The 15,354-nt window shown below is 73.5% G+C and carries 17 protein-coding genes, 1 tRNA gene and 2 pseudogenes; 12 read left to right on the top strand and 8 right to left on the bottom strand.

Translation table 11 applies throughout. The features are described from left to right. Positions 1-33: 33 nt before the first annotated feature. Complete coding sequence (locus ACN9MM_RS38100; protein WP_426368388.1) at positions 34-846, bottom strand: universal stress protein; 813 nt, start codon at positions 844-846, stop codon at positions 34-36. A gap of 182 nt (positions 847-1,028) precedes the next feature. Here ACN9MM_RS38100 and ACN9MM_RS38095 point away from each other — a divergent pair, with 182 nt between their 5' ends. After that, complete coding sequence (locus ACN9MM_RS38095) at positions 1,029-1,661, top strand: YdcF family protein (protein ID WP_426368387.1); 633 nt, start codon at positions 1,029-1,031, stop codon at positions 1,659-1,661. 193 nt (positions 1,662-1,854) lie between these two features. On the opposite strand, the gene ACN9MM_RS38090 is transcribed toward ACN9MM_RS38095, so the two are convergent. Then, on the bottom strand, positions 1,855-2,289 hold the full coding sequence (locus ACN9MM_RS38090) for a protein-tyrosine phosphatase family protein (RefSeq protein WP_426368386.1): 435 nt from the start codon (positions 2,287-2,289) through the stop codon (positions 1,855-1,857). Positions 2,290-2,421: 132 nt separating this feature from the next. On the opposite strand from ACN9MM_RS38090, the gene ACN9MM_RS38085 reads away from it, so the two are divergent. After that, positions 2,422-2,541, top strand: a tRNA-Arg gene (locus ACN9MM_RS38085). A gap of 125 nt (positions 2,542-2,666) precedes the next feature. Continuing rightward, positions 2,667-4,484, top strand: coding sequence for a glycoside hydrolase family 15 protein (locus ACN9MM_RS38080; RefSeq protein ID WP_426368385.1), 1,818 nt, complete (start codon positions 2,667-2,669; stop codon positions 4,482-4,484). A 71-nt stretch (positions 4,485-4,555) separates the two neighbouring features. On the opposite strand, the pseudogene ACN9MM_RS38075 reads toward ACN9MM_RS38080, so the two are convergent. The 4 genes and pseudogenes from ACN9MM_RS38075 to ACN9MM_RS38060 form a co-directional block, all read right to left on the bottom strand. Further along, positions 4,556-5,347 (bottom strand): annotated as a pseudogene (locus ACN9MM_RS38075) (class I SAM-dependent methyltransferase); the annotation flags it as partial. 1 nt (position 5,348) lies between these two features. Continuing rightward, on the bottom strand, positions 5,349-5,846 hold the full coding sequence (locus ACN9MM_RS38070; protein ID WP_382862348.1) for a carboxymuconolactone decarboxylase family protein: 498 nt from the start codon (positions 5,844-5,846) through the stop codon (positions 5,349-5,351). A 115-nt stretch (positions 5,847-5,961) separates the two neighbouring features. After that, positions 5,962-6,498, bottom strand: a complete 537-nt coding sequence (locus ACN9MM_RS38065; protein ID WP_426368384.1) for an AAA family ATPase — start codon at positions 6,496-6,498, stop codon at positions 5,962-5,964. 112 nt (positions 6,499-6,610) lie between these two features. Then, positions 6,611-7,390 (bottom strand): NAD(P)H-dependent oxidoreductase, encoded by a 780-nt coding sequence (locus ACN9MM_RS38060; RefSeq protein WP_426368383.1) that lies wholly within the window; start codon positions 7,388-7,390, stop codon positions 6,611-6,613. Between the two features lie 139 nt (positions 7,391-7,529). Between ACN9MM_RS38060 and ACN9MM_RS38055 the strand changes: the two genes are divergently transcribed. The 3 genes from ACN9MM_RS38055 (at position 7,530) to ACN9MM_RS38045 (ending at position 10,003) form a co-directional block, all read left to right on the top strand. Further along, positions 7,530-8,420, top strand: coding sequence for a helix-turn-helix transcriptional regulator (locus tag ACN9MM_RS38055; RefSeq protein ID WP_426368382.1), 891 nt, complete (start codon positions 7,530-7,532; stop codon positions 8,418-8,420). 82 nt (positions 8,421-8,502) lie between these two features. Then, positions 8,503-9,210 carry a hypothetical protein gene (locus ACN9MM_RS38050; RefSeq protein WP_426368381.1) on the top strand — a complete coding sequence of 236 codons (708 nt, stop codon included), beginning with the start codon at positions 8,503-8,505 and terminating at the stop codon, positions 9,208-9,210. 172 nt (positions 9,211-9,382) lie between these two features. Continuing rightward, complete coding sequence (locus tag ACN9MM_RS38045; protein WP_426368380.1) at positions 9,383-10,003, top strand: phosphoribosylanthranilate isomerase; 621 nt, start codon at positions 9,383-9,385, stop codon at positions 10,001-10,003. 12 nt (positions 10,004-10,015) lie between these two features. On the opposite strand, the gene ACN9MM_RS38040 is transcribed toward ACN9MM_RS38045, so the two are convergent. Continuing rightward, positions 10,016-10,309, bottom strand: a complete 294-nt coding sequence (locus ACN9MM_RS38040; protein WP_426368379.1) for a hypothetical protein — start codon at positions 10,307-10,309, stop codon at positions 10,016-10,018. Between the two features lie 195 nt (positions 10,310-10,504). On the opposite strand from ACN9MM_RS38040, the gene ACN9MM_RS38035 reads away from it, so the two are divergent. The 3 genes from ACN9MM_RS38035 (at position 10,505) to ACN9MM_RS38025 (ending at position 13,517) form a co-directional block, all read left to right on the top strand. Next, positions 10,505-11,656: a S1 family peptidase gene (locus ACN9MM_RS38035; protein ID WP_426368378.1), complete on the top strand. Its 1,152-nt coding sequence runs from the start codon at positions 10,505-10,507 to the stop codon at positions 11,654-11,656. 238 nt (positions 11,657-11,894) lie between these two features. After that, positions 11,895-11,987, top strand: coding sequence for a putative leader peptide (locus ACN9MM_RS38030; RefSeq protein ID WP_426368377.1), 93 nt, complete (start codon positions 11,895-11,897; stop codon positions 11,985-11,987). Positions 11,988-12,113: 126 nt separating this feature from the next. Next, on the top strand, positions 12,114-13,517 hold the full coding sequence (locus tag ACN9MM_RS38025; RefSeq protein WP_426368376.1) for a sulfatase family protein: 1,404 nt from the start codon (positions 12,114-12,116) through the stop codon (positions 13,515-13,517). Positions 13,518-14,008: 491 nt separating this feature from the next. Here ACN9MM_RS38025 and ACN9MM_RS38020 read toward each other — a convergent pair whose 3' ends face one another. After that, complete coding sequence (locus tag ACN9MM_RS38020; protein ID WP_426368375.1) at positions 14,009-14,470, bottom strand: FAD-dependent oxidoreductase; 462 nt, start codon at positions 14,468-14,470, stop codon at positions 14,009-14,011. Here ACN9MM_RS38020 and ACN9MM_RS38015 point away from each other — a divergent pair. The 3 genes and pseudogenes from ACN9MM_RS38015 to ACN9MM_RS38005 all read left to right on the top strand — a co-directional run. After that, positions 14,423-14,581 (top strand): annotated as a pseudogene (locus ACN9MM_RS38015) (histidine kinase); the annotation flags it as partial. The gene ACN9MM_RS38020 and the pseudogene ACN9MM_RS38015 overlap by 48 nt on opposite strands. A gap of 182 nt (positions 14,582-14,763) precedes the next feature. Then, positions 14,764-15,051, top strand: a complete 288-nt coding sequence (locus ACN9MM_RS38010) for a sensor histidine kinase (protein ID WP_426368374.1) — start codon at positions 14,764-14,766, stop codon at positions 15,049-15,051. A 58-nt stretch (positions 15,052-15,109) separates the two neighbouring features. Continuing rightward, the gene (locus tag ACN9MM_RS38005) at positions 15,110-15,340 is read left to right on the top strand and encodes a hypothetical protein (RefSeq protein ID WP_426368972.1); all 231 of its coding nucleotides are present in this window, start codon (positions 15,110-15,112) and stop codon (positions 15,338-15,340) included. Positions 15,341-15,354 lie beyond the last annotated feature (14 nt).

The following is a 15,354-nucleotide window of genomic DNA, read 5'->3' as shown; positions in this document are numbered from 1 at the left end:
GGGCCGGAACCCGAGCCTTCGACGGCAGAGCCGTCACGCCGTCCCGCGCACGGTGACGACAGGGCAGTGCGCGTGCGTCATCACGGCCTGGCTCACCGAGCCCAGGAACAGGCCCGCGATCGCGCTGCGCCCTCGGGCGCCGACGACGAGCAGCTGAGCCGCCTTGCTCGCCTCGAGGAGGACCTCACGCTCGGTGCCTTCCACCACGTCGCGCCGCGCGACGACGTCCGGGTAGGTGTCGGCGCGCCCGGCGATCACCTGGGCCAGGAGGCGGTCCGCGGACTCGGGCCCCGTGCCGGGCGCGGCCTTGTCCGGCTGCCACGCGTGCACCGCCACGAGCTCGGCGTGCCGCCGCGCCGCTTCGGCGAAGGCCACGTCGACGGCCTGATCACTGTCCGGGGAGCCGTCGACGCCCAGAACGACCGGCCCCGCGGCGGCGGATGACCGGTGTTCCTCTCGTACCGTCATCACCGGGCAGTGACTCCGGGCGGCCAGGGAGACCGGCGTGGAACCGAGAAGAAGGCCTTTGATGCCGCCCATGCCACGCGAGCCGACGACGATCAGGTCCGCTTCCGCCGACTCGGCTTCCAGCACGTGGACCACGTCGCCCCTCACCACGGCCTTGGTCACCACGACCCCGGGCACGACCTCCAGGGCGTGCGCCGCCGCTGCGTCGACCAGTGTTCTGGAGGCCGGGTCCGGCACCGTGTGCCGGGGCTTGACCGGGACGTCCGCGTGCACCACCCGCAGCCGCGCACCGCGCCGTACCGCCGCGTCGGCGGCTGCTTCCACGGCGGCGAGACTCATCGACGAGCCGTCCACCCCGACCACGACCAGATTGCCCATTGCCGGCTGCTCCCCTTCACGCTGTGGATTCTCAGCGTCGCCCGTTCGGCAGGGCCCTGCAATTCCTGCGCGTTCCCACGGGCCACACCGTCGTGGTCGGTCCCCTAGGCCCTGTCGTCAAACTCCCGCCTGCCCCGCGGGCGACGACGGGAGTTTGACGACAGGGCCTAGGATCGTTCGGCATGCGAGCGTGGACGTTGCCGGCCGCCGGGGCCGCTCTCCTGGTCTGGGGCGAGTGGTTGAACCGGCGCTGGTCGAAGACACTGGTCAACGCCGACCGTGACGGTTCCAGAGCCGTGGTCGTGCTCGGCTACCGCAACCCGTCCGAGTCGATCAACTTCGTCAACCGGTGGCGGGTCCGTGCCGGGCTCCGCTCCGTCGGCACCGGTGCCGGGCCCGGCACCGTGGTCGTCTTCAGCGGTGGACCGGTGGGCAACGACATCGCCGAGGCGAGGCTGATGGCCGACCACGCCCGGTCGACGCTCCACTACACGGGACGCGTGCTCGTCGAGGACCGGTCCAGGAACACCTGGGAGAACATCACGCACGTGGTGCCGCTCATCGAGGACGCCCGGCAGATCGTGATCGTGTCCCAGCCGGCGCACGCGCTCAAGGCACGCGCGTACCTGCGCCGCCAGCGGCCCGATCTCGCCGACAGGCTCGTCCGGGCGGACGACTACCGCCTCGGGGAGTGGACGCTGCTCAAGCCCTTGCTCGCCGCGTACGGACTGTGGTCCCTGCGCGGCCTCACCCCGGCCGAGCGCAGGCCGTCCCCGGCCGGCCGGGCGGACGGCGTGGGCGTGCGGCGCCGGTAGTAGTGCACGGGTGACGGCGGCCGAGCGGACCCCCGAGGAGCAGCGGGGCGTACACGAGGTTGAGCAGCCACATGCCCCACGTGGGGGCCTCCATCCGGACGTGGACCGTCCTGGTGAGTGCCGCGCGGCGGTGGCGCACGCGTGATCCGCGTCGCCGAGGCCGTGGGCTCGTGGTCCCCGGGGACCGTGCCGTTCAGGCGGGGGTGAAGGCGCGCACGTAACGGCGCTGCCAGGGCGTCTCGACGGCGTGGCGGTCGTAGTGGCGGCGGACGTAGGCCACGGCTTCGGCGGGCGGGACCCCGTCGAGCACGGCGAGGCAGGCGAGGGCGGTGCCGGTACGGCCCCGCCCGCCGCCGCAGGCGAACTCGACGCGCTCACCGGCCGCCCTCCCCCAGGCCTCGGCGAGGACCTCGCGCGCCTCGGCACGATCTGCCGGCAGCCGGAAGTCGGGCCAGCGGAGCCAGACCGACGGCCACGGGACCTCGGGCGGCCGGCGCCCGAGCAGATGGACGGCGAAGGTGGGGTCGGGCCCCTCGGGCAGGGGCCGCCGCAGACCGCGCCCGCGCACCAGACGCCCGGAGGGCAGCCGCAGCACTCCGGGGGCGCTCGTGGGCCAGGAGTCGGTCATCGCGCCACTGTACCGACGCCTCCGGGCGGTGTCCGTGCGTTGTGCGAGGCCGTGCCCCCGGATCACCACTCGACCGGAGCCGGCGACGCCCCTACCCTCACCCGGAGCGGGGCGCGCGTCCCCGCAGGCCGCGGTGCCGTGGCAGAGGGGCCCCTTGCGATCGCCGTGAGCGAGGCTCCGCTCACGGCGACTGACGGTGACGGGGCGGGCCTGCCCCCCATCCGTCCGCGGGTTCGAATCCCGTCGGCACCGCAGTCGACCTGACCGTGGCTCAGGAAGGCCTGTTCGGCGCAGGTCCGATGGCCCGGAGCGCCGTGCCGTCGGAGGGTGGGTACGAGGACCGCCTTCCGCCGACCGAGCCCGCGAGGACGCCGCCGATGCACCGCTACCCGCCGATCGCCGACCACGGACTCATCGGAGACCTGCAGACGTGTGCGCTGGTCTCCTCCGAAGGGGTCGTGGACTGGTTCTGCTCGCCGCGGTTCGACTCGCCCAGCGTCTTCGGCAGGCTGCTCGACAGCGAGCGCGGCGGTCATTTCTCGATCACCGTCGACACGCCGGGCACGACCGTTCGCCAGCTGTACCTGGCCGACACCGCGGTGCTGCTCACCCGCTTCCTGACGCCCGACGGGGTCGGCGAGGTCGCCGACTTCATGCCGCTCGCCGACGACCCGACCGCGGCCTCGGACCGTCACACCCTGGTGCGGGTCCTGCGGGTGGTGCGGGGCACGGTCCGCTTCGCGCTGGAGTGCCGGCCGCGGTTCGACTACGGCAGGGAGGCCCACGGGCTGGTCCTCGACGGCACCACCGCGCACTTCACCGGCGCCACGGCCGCCGCACACCTCCAGGTGCTGGGCGCCGTCGCCCTGGAGCGTGACGGTGAGGACGTCCGGGCGGAGGTGGAGCTGAGTGCCGGTCAGCGGGCGGCGGCCGTGCTCACCGTGGCCGCGTCCGGCGCCGAGGCGCCCACGCCGGCGGACGAGGCGAGCCTGACGGCGGCCTTCGACTCCGTGCGCGCCTTCTGGCACGAGTGGATCAGCCGTTGCGGGTACCGCGGACGCTGGCAGCAGCAGGTCAACCGCTCGGCGATCACCCTGAAGCTGCTCACGTACGCACCGTCGGGCGCGCCGGTCGCCGCAGCCACCATGGGCCTGCCCGAGCAGGTCGGCGGCGAACGCAACTGGGACTACCGCTACACCTGGATCCGGGACGCGTCGCTGTCGGTGCGCGCCATGGTCGACCTGGGCTTCACCGAGGAGGCGGACGCCTTCCGCCGCTGGCTGGGCGCCCGGCTCCAGGCCGGTGGCACGGTCAGCGGCGAGCCGTTGCAGATCATGTACCGGGTGGACGGCGACCCGCACCTGCACGAGGAGGTGCTCGACCATCTGGAGGGGTGGCGCGGGTCGGCGCCCGTCCGCGCCGGCAACGGTGCCGCCGACCAGCTCCAGCTCGACATCTACGGCGAGGCCGTCTTCGCCTTCGCGCAGGCCCGCGGCCTGGCGCAGCTGGCCGGCTATGACGGCTGGCTGCGGTTCGCCGCCACGGTGGACTGGTTGTGCGACCACTGGGACCGCCCGGACGAGGGCATCTGGGAGACCCGGGGCGGGCGCCAGGACTTCACGTACAGCCGGCTGATGTGCTGGGTCGCGTTCGACCGCGCCGTACGGATGGCCACGGAGCTCAGCCGCCCCGCCGACCTGCCGCGCTGGACCGCCGCCCGGGACGCGGTGCTGCACCAGGTGATGGAGCGCGGCTGGTCCACGGAGCGCAACGCGTTCGTGCAGCACTACGGCAGTGACGTACTGGACGCCTCACTGCTGCTGATGCCGATCGCCGGCTTCATCGCGCCGCGCGACCCGCGCTGGCTGTCCACCCTGGACGCGATGGACGACGAGCTCGTCTCCGACAGCCTGGTCTACCGCTACGACCCGGCCGCCTCCCCCGACGGGCTGCGGGGCTCCGAGGGCACCTTCTCCCTGTGCAGCTTCCTGTACGTGGACGCCCTCGCGCGCGCGGGCCGCCTGGAGCAGGCCCGGTACGCCTTCGACAAGATGCTCACCTATGCCAACCATGTCGGACTGTTCGCGGAGGAGGTCGGCCCGACCGGCGAACAACTGGGCAACTTCCCCCAGGCCTTCACCCACCTCGCACTGATCACCGCCGCGATGACCCTGGACGCGGCGCTTGATCGCTGAACGGTCACGGCGCCCCCGCCGCGGAGTGTTCCGGTGCGGGGGCGCCTGGTGTTCCGGGTTCGGATGCGGGTTCAGGTCACCAGGAGGCGGAGGCCGAGTTCGGCGGCGTCGAGGGCTGTGAGCTGGCGGTTCCGTTCCGCCCAGCGGCCCGAGGCGACGTCCTCGCGCAGCGCGTCCACCGCGCGCCGTTCGGCCTCCGGCCCGACTCGGTGTAGGTCTCCGACCTCGGGGAGGTAGTCGCGGCTGAGCCAGAACCGGTTCAGCCGGCCCGTCTCGCTGTCGTCGTGCGTGAACACCACCACCCGCCGGGCCACGCGCCGCAGTTCGCGCAGCCCGGCGATCGGGTCCTGCCAGTGGTGAACGGTGCTGAACGCCGGCGCCGAATCGAACGACTGGTCCTCGAAAGGGGGGTTCTCCGCCTCGGCGGCCACGCACGGCGCCGCGCCCGCCGGACGCGGCGCCCGCATGACGGCGGACGGTTCGACGGCGGTCACGTCGCGGTCCGGGGGCTCGTACGAGCCCGTTCCGGCGCCCACGTTCAGTACCGTCCGCGCGTCCCCGAGCGCCTCCCGGACCCGCGCGGCGATCCGCGGGTCGGTGCGCCGCGTCGACGGGTAGGCCGATCCGATGGTCTCGTACAACTGCGGCCCGAACACCTTCGGTTGCTCCTCCGGTGTCGTACTGATCCCCCTTGCGCGTGCCTCCAGCTCCCTGTCGATGGCCATCACCATGGCGGTGGCGCGGTCGCGCAGGTCCCCCAGCAGGCCGCGGAGCCTGTGCGGGTGCGCGACCGCGTCGGTGGCCGGGTCGTCGACGAGATCCGCGATCCCACGCAGTCCGAAACCCAGCCGCCGGTAGGCGAGCTCAGTCCCACTGCTGGTCGGACAGGGACTCGACGGGCTGGGGCTTGCCGATCAGGGCCAGGGCGATGAAGAAGTTGATCTGGCCGATCGCGATCGTCAGCGTGGCGAGCGCCTTGTCGTCGTAGTGCCGGGCGGCCTCCGCGTACACCTCGTCGGTGACGCGCTCGCGGCCGTGCGGGGCGGGCTGGAGGGTGGCCTCGACGAGCGCGAGGGCGGCCCGCTCGGCGGGGGTGAAGTACGGGGCGTCCTGCCAGGAGGAGACCGCGGTGATCCGCTCGTCGGACTCCCCGGCCTTCCGCAGGAAGCTCGTGTTCAGGATGGTGAGGTACGTGTTGTGGACGATCTGTCCCGCCCGCAGGTGGATCAGGTTGATCGTCGTGCGGGGTACGGACCGGTTGCCGGTGGCGCGGAACAGCGCGGCACTGACGTCGGCCAGCTCGGGCACGAACTCGCCCGGGTTCGGCATGCGGGAGATCGAGGCAGCGGCGTCGTTCGTCATGGGGGTCTCCGTCTTCCGTTCGGTGAGCGGCGCCGGCGCTCTCGCCGGCGTCTCACTGCTCTGACGGAGCCGCGGAGGGGAATGTGACAGGCAACGGGGAACGACTTTCGCCGGATCAGCGGTCGAGGGCGGGCAGGAGGGCCAGGCCCGTCTCGATCATGAGCCGGTCCACGGTCTCTTCCAGGCCGCTGTCGGCTCCGATGACGGTCTCGAGCCCGCCGGGCAGCAGGTCACCGGGCCGGTACCAGTCGCGCAGCTGTGCCTCGTCCACGTCGTCGGCGATCGGCTTCGTGGCGTGCCGGGCGAGGGTTTCACGGAAGGGCACGTCCAGGTAGTAGGCATGGGTCCGGCCGCGGTGGTCGGCGCTCAGCCGGCCGAGCATGTCGCCGTAGTGGTCGGCGTGGAGGATGCCTTCTACTACGACGTGGTAGCCGGCGTCCAGCGCGTAGCGGGCCGTCAGGTCGATGAGGCCGATGTTCGCGGCGCCGGGCCGGTCGCGCTCGCGCAGGACGACGCGGCGGAGGTTGTCCTGGCCGACGAGGGCCAGGCCGCGGCCGAACCTCTCGCGCAGGCCGGCCGCGACGGACGACTTCCCCGAGGCGCTGTTGCCCCGCAGGACGACGAGCCGGGTCTCCTCTGTTCCCACCTTCATGGCGGTCAGGCTACCCACGGCGGGGGCGGGCACCGCTCCTCGGCCGGGGGCGGGCACCGCTCCTCGGCCGGGGGCGGGCACCGCTCGCTCGGCGGCCGCTCCCTCGGTCGCGTCAGGCGCGTACGTGCAGCCCGAACCCCGTGCGGCCCGTCGGCTCCAGGCCCTCCTTCAGGTGCAGCGAGGGGATCTCGTAGTCGCCGAAGTTCTGCCGCCGGAACGCGATCGGCTCGGTCGACTCCAGGCTGAGGAGGCGCTCCTCCCACGCCTTGGCGACGGTGGCGTAGTCCTCTTCGGACATGCGGTCGGTGCCGTGCAGGACGAACGGGGGCAGGACGTCGACGCCGGGGTAGTAGAGGATGCCGTGCTGGATCGGGAACAGCAGGTCGTCGATGGGACCGTTGATCCCGCGGGCGGCGTAGTGCGACTCCGGGCCGCCGACGGTCACCGACAGCAGGGCCCGCTTCCCGGCCAGGGTGCCCTCGCCGAAGCGCTCGCCGTACTTGGTGTCGCTGTGCTCGCCGACGCCGTACGCGAAACGGTAGGTGAAGACGCGGTCCACCCAGCCCTTGAGGATCGCGGGCATCGAGTACCACCACAGCGGGAACTGGAAGATGATCGTGTCGGCCCACAGCAGCTTCTCCTGCTCGGCCAGGACGTCCGGGGTGAGCGTCCCGGCCTCGAAGGCGCGGCCCGAGTCGAGGGCGACCCTCAGGGGGGTGGAGGCGGCGGGGCCGTAGTCCTCCGCGTCCACGACCGCCTTCCAGCCCATCGCGTACAGATCGCTCACGCGCACCTCGTGTCCGGCGGACTCCAGCGTGGACACCGCGAGGTCCTTCAGCGAGCTGTTGAGCGACCTCGGCTCCGGGTGGGCGTGGACGATGAGCGTCTTCATAGGGACTCCTTCGGATCGGATGTCTTCGATCCTGGGCCCCGTGGCCGCAGTTGTTCAGGGGCGCCGCTTCCGTAGGACCGGGCTTCCTGGTACTGGCAGGGCCACCTTCGCGGGCCTCGCCGCGGCCATACTGGAGGGCATGGACGATCTCGCGGGATTTCTGCGGACCCGGCGCTCCCGGGTCGATCCGGTGGCGGTCGGCATCCCCACCGACAGCCGGCGCCGGGTCGCGGGGCTGCGTCGCGAAGAGGTCGCGCACCTGTCCGGTGTGAGCGTCGACTACTACGTACGCCTGGAGCAGGGGCGGGCCACACAGCCCTCGGAGCAGGTCCTCGACGCGCTCGCGCGAGTCCTCGGACTCGACGAGACGGAACGCGGGCACCTGTACCGGCTCGCGCGGCAGCGCCGGCGACCCGCGAGGACTCCGGGCGGGCGCCTCCGGCCCGAGCTGCTGCGGATGCTCGACCTGGTCACCGACGCGCCCGCGCTGATCATGAACCACCGTCTGGACGTCCTGGCCGGCAACCGTCTCGCCCATCTTCTGTACGGGCGGCCGATTCCCGGCCTGAACACCGCACGGCACATCTTCCTCGAAGAGGCCGAGCGCGGGCTCTACGCGGACTGGGAGACGTGCACCCTCGATGTCGTCGGGCACCTGCGCCTGGCCGCCGGGAAGCATCCCGACGACCCGCGCCTGGCCTCGCTCATCGGCGAGCTGGCGATGGGCAGCGAACGGTTCCGCCGTCTGTGGGCCCGCGCGGACGTCCGCGCCCGCACGCACGGCCGCAAGGCGTACCGGCACCCGCTGGTCGGACTCCTCGAACTGCACCAGGAGAACTTCGCGTTGCCCGACGAGTCGGGAACGGAGCTGCTGGTGCTGTCCGCTCTCCCGGGCAGCCCCTCGGAGGACGGGCTGCGCCTGCTGGCCGGCCTGGGCGCGGCGGGAGACGTCGCGCGTCCCCCGGTGGAGGGCCCTCGCGCGGAGCGGCTCGACGGGACCCGCCCGACGCCGCGCGTCCCTCGGGACTGACGGGGCCGGGTCCGGGAGGACCGCTTCAGCATGGCCGTCGTCACAGTGCCGTGGACGGGGGTGCCGCGAGATGATCCCCGGCATGACGAAGGATGCGACGCCGGGCGACGACGACGCCCGGGCGTGGGACGCCCGACTGGGGTGGGCGTTCGGTCTCATAGCGGACGACCCCGCCACCAGGGCAGCGGCGCTCCGTCACCTCGACAGGGCCTCCGAGAAGGCGGACCAGGCCCTGGAGCGGTCCAATGAGCTCTGGTATCTGACGTTGCCGCTGGGGCCGGAGGAGCAGTTCAGGGAGTCGGCCTTCAAGAAGGCACGTGAGGAGTACGCACACCTCGTCGACCACACCCTCCCCGGCGGACTGTGGGCGCAGCCCGTCGGGGCGGACGTCACCGCGTGGCCGGGACTGCCGTACGCGCTTCTCTTCCTGGAGTGGGAGGCGCGATACCCGCGGGAATGGACGGAGCACGCGAAGTGCTGGTCGACGAAACAGTCCCTCATCCGCCGCCTGGCGGTCCCCGTCCACGACGACGCGGTGCGCGCCCGGCTCACCCACCTCGTCGAGATCGTGGTCCGGCGGGCCCACCGGTGCAAGGACCGCGAGTACGTCCGCATGGCCCGGGCCCTCGACGGCGAGGACCTGCGGCGGCGACTCGGCGGGGCGGCCCGGTCGGACAACCCCTGGGCCCGGGTCCACGCGGGCTACGTGCTGTGGCTCCTCGACCGTCCCGGCGTACCGAACACGCGCCACGTCTGGCGGTCCTGGCTCGCCTCGGAAGGCGCCGCGTAGGGGGTCGGGCGCCGGTGCCGACCGAGGTGACGCGGGCGCGGGCGGCGTGGTCGGATTCGGCAGGTGCCGTGCGACCGCTCCGGCCATGCGCCGGGCGGCGGGCGGCGGGCGGCGGCCGGCCGGGGGTCGGTAGGCTCGGGGTGCCGCGCCGGGTTCAGCAGAGGAGAGACACGTGTTCGTCAAGGTGTGCGGGCTCGGGACCACCGCCGACATCGATGTGGCCGTCGCCGCCGGCGCGGACGCGGTCGGCCTGGTGATCAGCGGTACCAGTGTGCGCGGGCTCGACCGGGACCAGGCGGTGCGCCTCGCCGCGCACGTTCCGCCGGGCGTCCTGTCCGTCCTCGTGGTCAACGACACCCCTGCCGTCGAGGCCGCCCGCATCGCCGCCGAGCTCGGCTTCGGCGCCCTCCAGCTGCACGGAACCGCGTACGGCGAGGAGGACTTCGCGGCCGCCGCAGCGGTGTTCCCGCGGCTGTGGCGGGCGACGTCCTTGAGCGACCGGCCCGACACGCGTGTCGGCGCCTACGGCGAGGAGGTCCTCCTTCTCGACTCCCCCCGCGCGGGTTCCGGCGAGCCGTGGGACCTGTCGCTGCTCGAATCGGCCCGCCCCGAGGGCGCGTGGCTGCTCGCGGGCGGGCTCGCACCGCACAACGTCGCCGAGGCGATCGGGAAGGCGCGGCCCTGGGGCGTCGACGTGTCCAGCGGCGTCGAGTCCGCCCCGGGCGTCAAGGACCACGACCTGATCCGTATCTTCGTCACCGCCGCGAAGCAGGCCGCCCCCCGCGCGGTCTGACCGCGGCGCGTCTCAGGACTCGTCGCCGGCGTCGTCGCCCAGGTCGTCCTGGACCCGCAGCCCCGCCACCCACAGCGGCATCATCCAGTGCACGGCGAGCACGCCGACGAGGACCGGGGTCACGGCCGCCCGCAGGGGCGCGTCCGTCAGGACCCCGTAGGCGCCGACGCCGCCACCCACTCCGGTGGCGGTGAGGGCGACGTGTGCCCCCACCAGAAGGCGGCGCCGGGTCGCGGTGGCGTAGGCCGCCGCCCGGCGGTCGTTCATCACCGCGTACATCCGTCGGTCGCAGCGCGTCGCGGTCATCACTGTTTCCTCCCGTAGACCTCGTCGGTGAGCGGCTGGCACCCGCCGCTTCTGACGGGGCCGGTGATCACGGCGGAGGGGTCGGCACGCCAAGGCCGTTTTTGGTCTGGACCTGACAATCAAAGGACGTTAGCGTGACGCACGGCGCTCTTGAGAGCGCTCTCAAGCGTTCGACTCCCCACCCCAGGAGGACTCGTGAAACGCACCACCCCCCTGCGCGCCGCCCTCGCCGCGCTGCTCATGACGGTCGGACTCGGTGCCGCCGCCGGCGCGGCGGACGCCGCCCCGCCCCCGGAGCCTTCCGTCACCGCGCCCGCCGCCTCGGCCGGACTGCTCGACGCCATGCGGCGGGACCTCGGGCTCACCGCCTCCCAGGCGGAGGAGCGGCTGCGCGCCGAGAAGACGGCCGCGGCCGTGGAGCAGGCCGCCCGGCGGGCCGCGGGCAGCGCGTACGGCGGCTCGTGGTTCGACCCGGCCACCGGTCGGCTCGTCGTCGCCGTGACCGACCCCGCCCGGGAGTCGGAGGTCCGCGCGCTGGGCGCCGACACCCGCCTGGTGCGGTACGGCGCCGCCGCGCTCGGCCGTGCCGCGGCGCGCCTGGACGCGCTCGACGCACCCGCCGGTGTCGCCGGCTGGCACGTCGACCCCCGGTCCGACAGCGTCGTCGTCACGGTCGTACGGGCCGAGCGCGGGACTCCCGCCGTACGGGCCTTCGTGGACCGGGCGCGGGCCGGCGGCCCCGTCACCGTCGCCGAGACGACCGGGGCGCCGCGCACGTACGCCGCGGGCACCGTCGGCGGCGACCCGTACTACACCGGCAACGTCCGCTGCTCGATCGGCTTCTCCGTGTACGGCGGCTTCGTCACGGCGGGGCACTGCGGACAGGCGGGGGCCGCGGTGCGCGGCTGGGACGGGTCCGCGATGGGCACCTTCCAGGGCTCGTCGTTCCCCGGCGACGACTACGCGTACGTCGGCATCCACAGCGGCTGGTGGACGGTCCCGGTGGTGCTGGGCTGGGGCACCGTCCCCGACCAGCTGGTGCGGGGCTCCGCCGAGGCGCCGGTGGGCGCGTCGATCTGCCGGTCGGGGTCGACGACCCACTGGCACTGCGGGACCGTCCTCGCGAAGAACGAGACGGTCAACTACAGCCAGGGCGCCGTGCACCAGATGACGAAGACCAGTGTCTGCGCCGAGGGCGGCGACTCGGGTGGGTCGTTCCTCAGCGGCGACCAGGCGCAGGGCGTCACCTCCGGCGGCTGGGGGAACTGCTCGTCCGGCGGCGAGACCTGGTTCCAGCCGGTCAACGAGATCCTCGGCCGCTACGGCCTGACGCTGCACACCACCTGACCCTGCACACCTCCAGACGCGGCACCCTCCTGACCCGCGTGCGGTGCCGGACATCCGGCACCGCACGCGGCTCTCCCCCGGACGGACGTCGGGCGACGGCCCGGCGGCCCGTCCGGCCGCGCCGTCGGCGCGGAGCACGGCTCCCCGTGTCGCGAGCGTTTCGATCATGCGAACTACGCGCGTCGACCAGGGCGTTCGCCGTTGACGCCCCCTCCCGGCCGGGCAAGACTCGTGCCCCATGCAGCCCTCGCGTGACCGCTCGGTCGCCCTCGTCCGACGCCGCCACGTGGACCTCGTCCGCATCGCCGGCGCGGTCTGTCGCTGCCCCTGACGGCCGGATCCGCTCACCCCGCCGTACCCGCCACGCTCCTCCGCACGCCCGCCCGCGGCACCGTCCCCCGCCCTCCGGGCCCGCGGAGGCATGCCCGCACGTCCGCACGCCCTTCTGGAGACCCGTATGTCCACGCCCCTGTCCCGCCGTGCCCTCGGCGGGATCGCCGCCGGCGCCGCAGCCGCGGCCGCCCTCGGCGCCGCCGCGCCCGCCGCACAGGCGGTCCCCGCGACCGACGCGCAGGAGCGTCCGTTCCGGGCCGCGCAGCCGCGCCGCCACTCGCGGCGCCCCAACATCCTGTTCATCCTGGGCGACGACCTCGGCTGGGCCGACCTCTCCGCGTACGGCTCCCCGCACATCCGCACGCCCCACCTGGACCGGCTCGCCCGCGAGGGCGTCCGCTTCACCGACGCCTACTCCGGCTCCGCGACCTGCTCCCCCACCCGCTTCAGCCTCTACACCGGCCGCTACCCGGGCCGTACGAAGGGCGGCCTCGCCGAGCCGATCGCCGACCGGTCCGTCGGCCTGGAGCCCACCCACCCCACGCTCGCCTCGCTGCTCCGCGACTCCGGCTACGCGACCGCCCTCATCGGCAAGTGGCACTGCGGCTACCTGCCCGACTACTCCCCCACCCGCTCCGGCTGGGACGAGTTCTTCGGCAACTTCGGCGGGGCCCTGGAGTACTACTCCAAGCTGGGCCTCGGCGGCGAGTACGACCTCTACGAGGGCGACGCCGAGTACAAGGACCTGCGCTACTACACCCGGATCCTCACCGAGCGGGCGAGCGAGTACATCGCCCGCGACCACGAGAATCCCTGGCTGCTCAACCTGAACTTCACCACTCCGCACTGGCCCTGGATCGCGGATGGCGACAAGGAGGCGAGCGACGAGATCGTCCGCCGCATCAAGGCCGGCGACGGGTCCGCCCTCTGGCACCAGGACGGCGGCTCCGTGGAGAAGTACAAGGAGATGGTGGAGGACCTCGACCGCTCCGTCGGGCAGGTCCTCAAGGCGCTGAAGCGGTCCGGTCAGGAGCAGGACACCCTCGTCTTCTTCGGCAGCGACAACGGCGGCGAGCGGTTCTCCTACAACTGGCCGCTCGCCGGCAACAAGGGCTCGCTCCAGGAGGGCGGCATCCGCGTCCCCTCGATCCTGCGCTGGCCCGCCCGGATCGACGGCGGCCAGGTCAGCGACCTGCCGGTGTTCTCGCCCGACTGGACGGCGACCCTGCTCGACCTGGCCGGGGCCCGCCCCCACCCCGCGTACCCCCTCGACGGCACCAGCCTCGCCGGGCATCTGCTGCGCGGCGCCGAGGTGCCCGAGCGGGACCTGTTCTGGCGGGTGCGCGGCGAGCGGGCGCTGCGGCGCGGCGACTGGAAGTACTACCAGGGCAGGTCCGGCCGCGACCAGCTCTTCCACCTGGCGGAGGACTCCCGCGAGCAGGCGGACCGGGCACGGTCCGAAGGGACCCGGCTCGCCGAACTGCGGTCCGCCTGGGAGCGGATCGACGCGGGCCTGCTCCGGTACTGATCCCGGGGTGTCAGACGGGTCCCGGGGTGTTAGACGAGTCCCTGTGTGAGGGCGACGGAGTCCGGGACCGCGACCACCTCCCGTACGGTGCGGGGCATGACGCCCAGGATCTGCTGGGTGACGTACTGGGCCGACATCATGGCTCCCTCCTGCCAGCCGGGCAGGGGGGAGATCTGGTCGCCGGTGACGTAGAAGACGTCCCCGCCCTCGGGCTGGAGCAGCCGGTGGTAGACCGTGCGGTGGTCCTCGCGCGCCGGGTCCCATTCGGGCCAGCCGCCGAGCTGGTACGGGACCTTGTGCCAGGCGATGGTGATGCCCTTGTCCTGGGGGACGAGGGTGCAGTCCGCGAACTCGGGGTGGAGTTCGGCGCCGCCCGCGCGGGCCAGGGCGAGCCGCTCGGCGACGGGCAGGGCGCCGAAGTGCGCGGCGTCCGCGGCGAAGTTGTAGGCGCCGGTGAGGGTGCCCTTGGTGGAGAAGTAGCCGGTGGACGGTTACCAGATCTGCGTGATGGGGTGGGAGGTCCAGCTGCTGCCTCCGTAGACGCAGCTCGGGTCGTCCTCCCAGAAGCGCCGTTCGGCCTGCCAGCCCGCCTTGCAGGTCTTCTCGAACTCGACGACCCGGACGGCGGATTCGAAGGCCGGGGAGAAGCCCGGGCGGCCGATGCCCCGCAGCACCGGCACGGGGATGCTGCTCACGCAGTGGCGCGCCTCGGCGGCGCGGCTCCGCCCGTCCCGCTCGTGTACCAGGGAGACGTCATCGGGCAGCTCCTGGTCCCGCCGCGCCACGGCGAGCTCGCCCTCGACCACCAGGACCGGGAGGCGGTGCGCCTCCTCGCCGACCACAGCGCACCCGCCGTCGCCTCCCTTCGGCTCTACGAGGAGCTCCAGACCAGCCGCGAGCAGATCGTGCCGGCCCGGGAGGAGGAGCGGCGGCGCCTGCGGCACGACCTGCACGACGGTCTCGGTCCGGCGCTCTCGGGGCTGCGGCTCCAGGTCGACGCGGTCAGGTCGGCCATACCGACCGAGCCCAAGGCCCTGCGGTCGCTGACGGCCGTCTCCGAGGGCATCGGCCGGGCCATCGACGAGCTGCGCAGGACAACCGGCGGCCTGGCCCCGGCCGCCCTCGACACCGCCGACCTGCCGCGGGCCCTGGAGCGGCTCGCCGAGCAACTGGGCCGCACGGTGCGCATCACGGTGGGGCTGCGCCCGAGCCGTTCCCCCGGCTCCCGGCGGCGGTGGAGGTCGCCGTGTACCGCATCGCGGCCGAGGCGCTCAACAACACGGTCCGGCACGCGCACGCCGACCGGGCCGAGGCCACGGTGGTCCTGGCCGGCGAGGCGGTCACCGTCGAGGTCCGCGACAACGGCGACGGCATCCCGGCGGAGCGCGGCGAGGGCGTCGGACTCTGCTCGATGGCCGAGCGGGCCGAGCTGGTCGACACGGGTGCGGGCACCCTCGTCCGGGCGGTCATGCCGTGCGGTCAAGCCGGGACACAGGTGGGACCTGGGGATCAGGCGCCTGGGACAGACCCCTGAGCACACTGGGGTATGTCCGTACGGCCGCCCGGCCGCTCCCACCACCTGGAGGACCGACATGCCCCAGGCCAAGTCCGCTCTCCGCACCACAGCGAAGGCGCTCATCGCGGCCGCCGTCGCGGCCTTCCGGAAGTTCCCGGGAGGCGGCACACCGGCCGTCACCGAGGCGGCCCGGTTCCCGGGCGGCGGCACTCCCACCGCGACCGACGCGGCCCGGTTCCCCGGCGGCGGCACCCCCACCGCCGACGGCGAGCAGCGCCGCTTCCCGGGCGGCGGAACGCCCGCGTGACCCTCGCTCCGCGT

The sequence above is a fragment of the Streptomyces sp. E-08 genome (assembly GCF_049913095.1).
In the GTDB taxonomy this organism is placed as follows: domain Bacteria; phylum Actinomycetota; class Actinomycetes; order Streptomycetales; family Streptomycetaceae; genus Streptomyces.
Note: the sequence above shows the minus strand (reverse complement) of the source record. Positions and strands in the feature narration are given on the sequence as shown.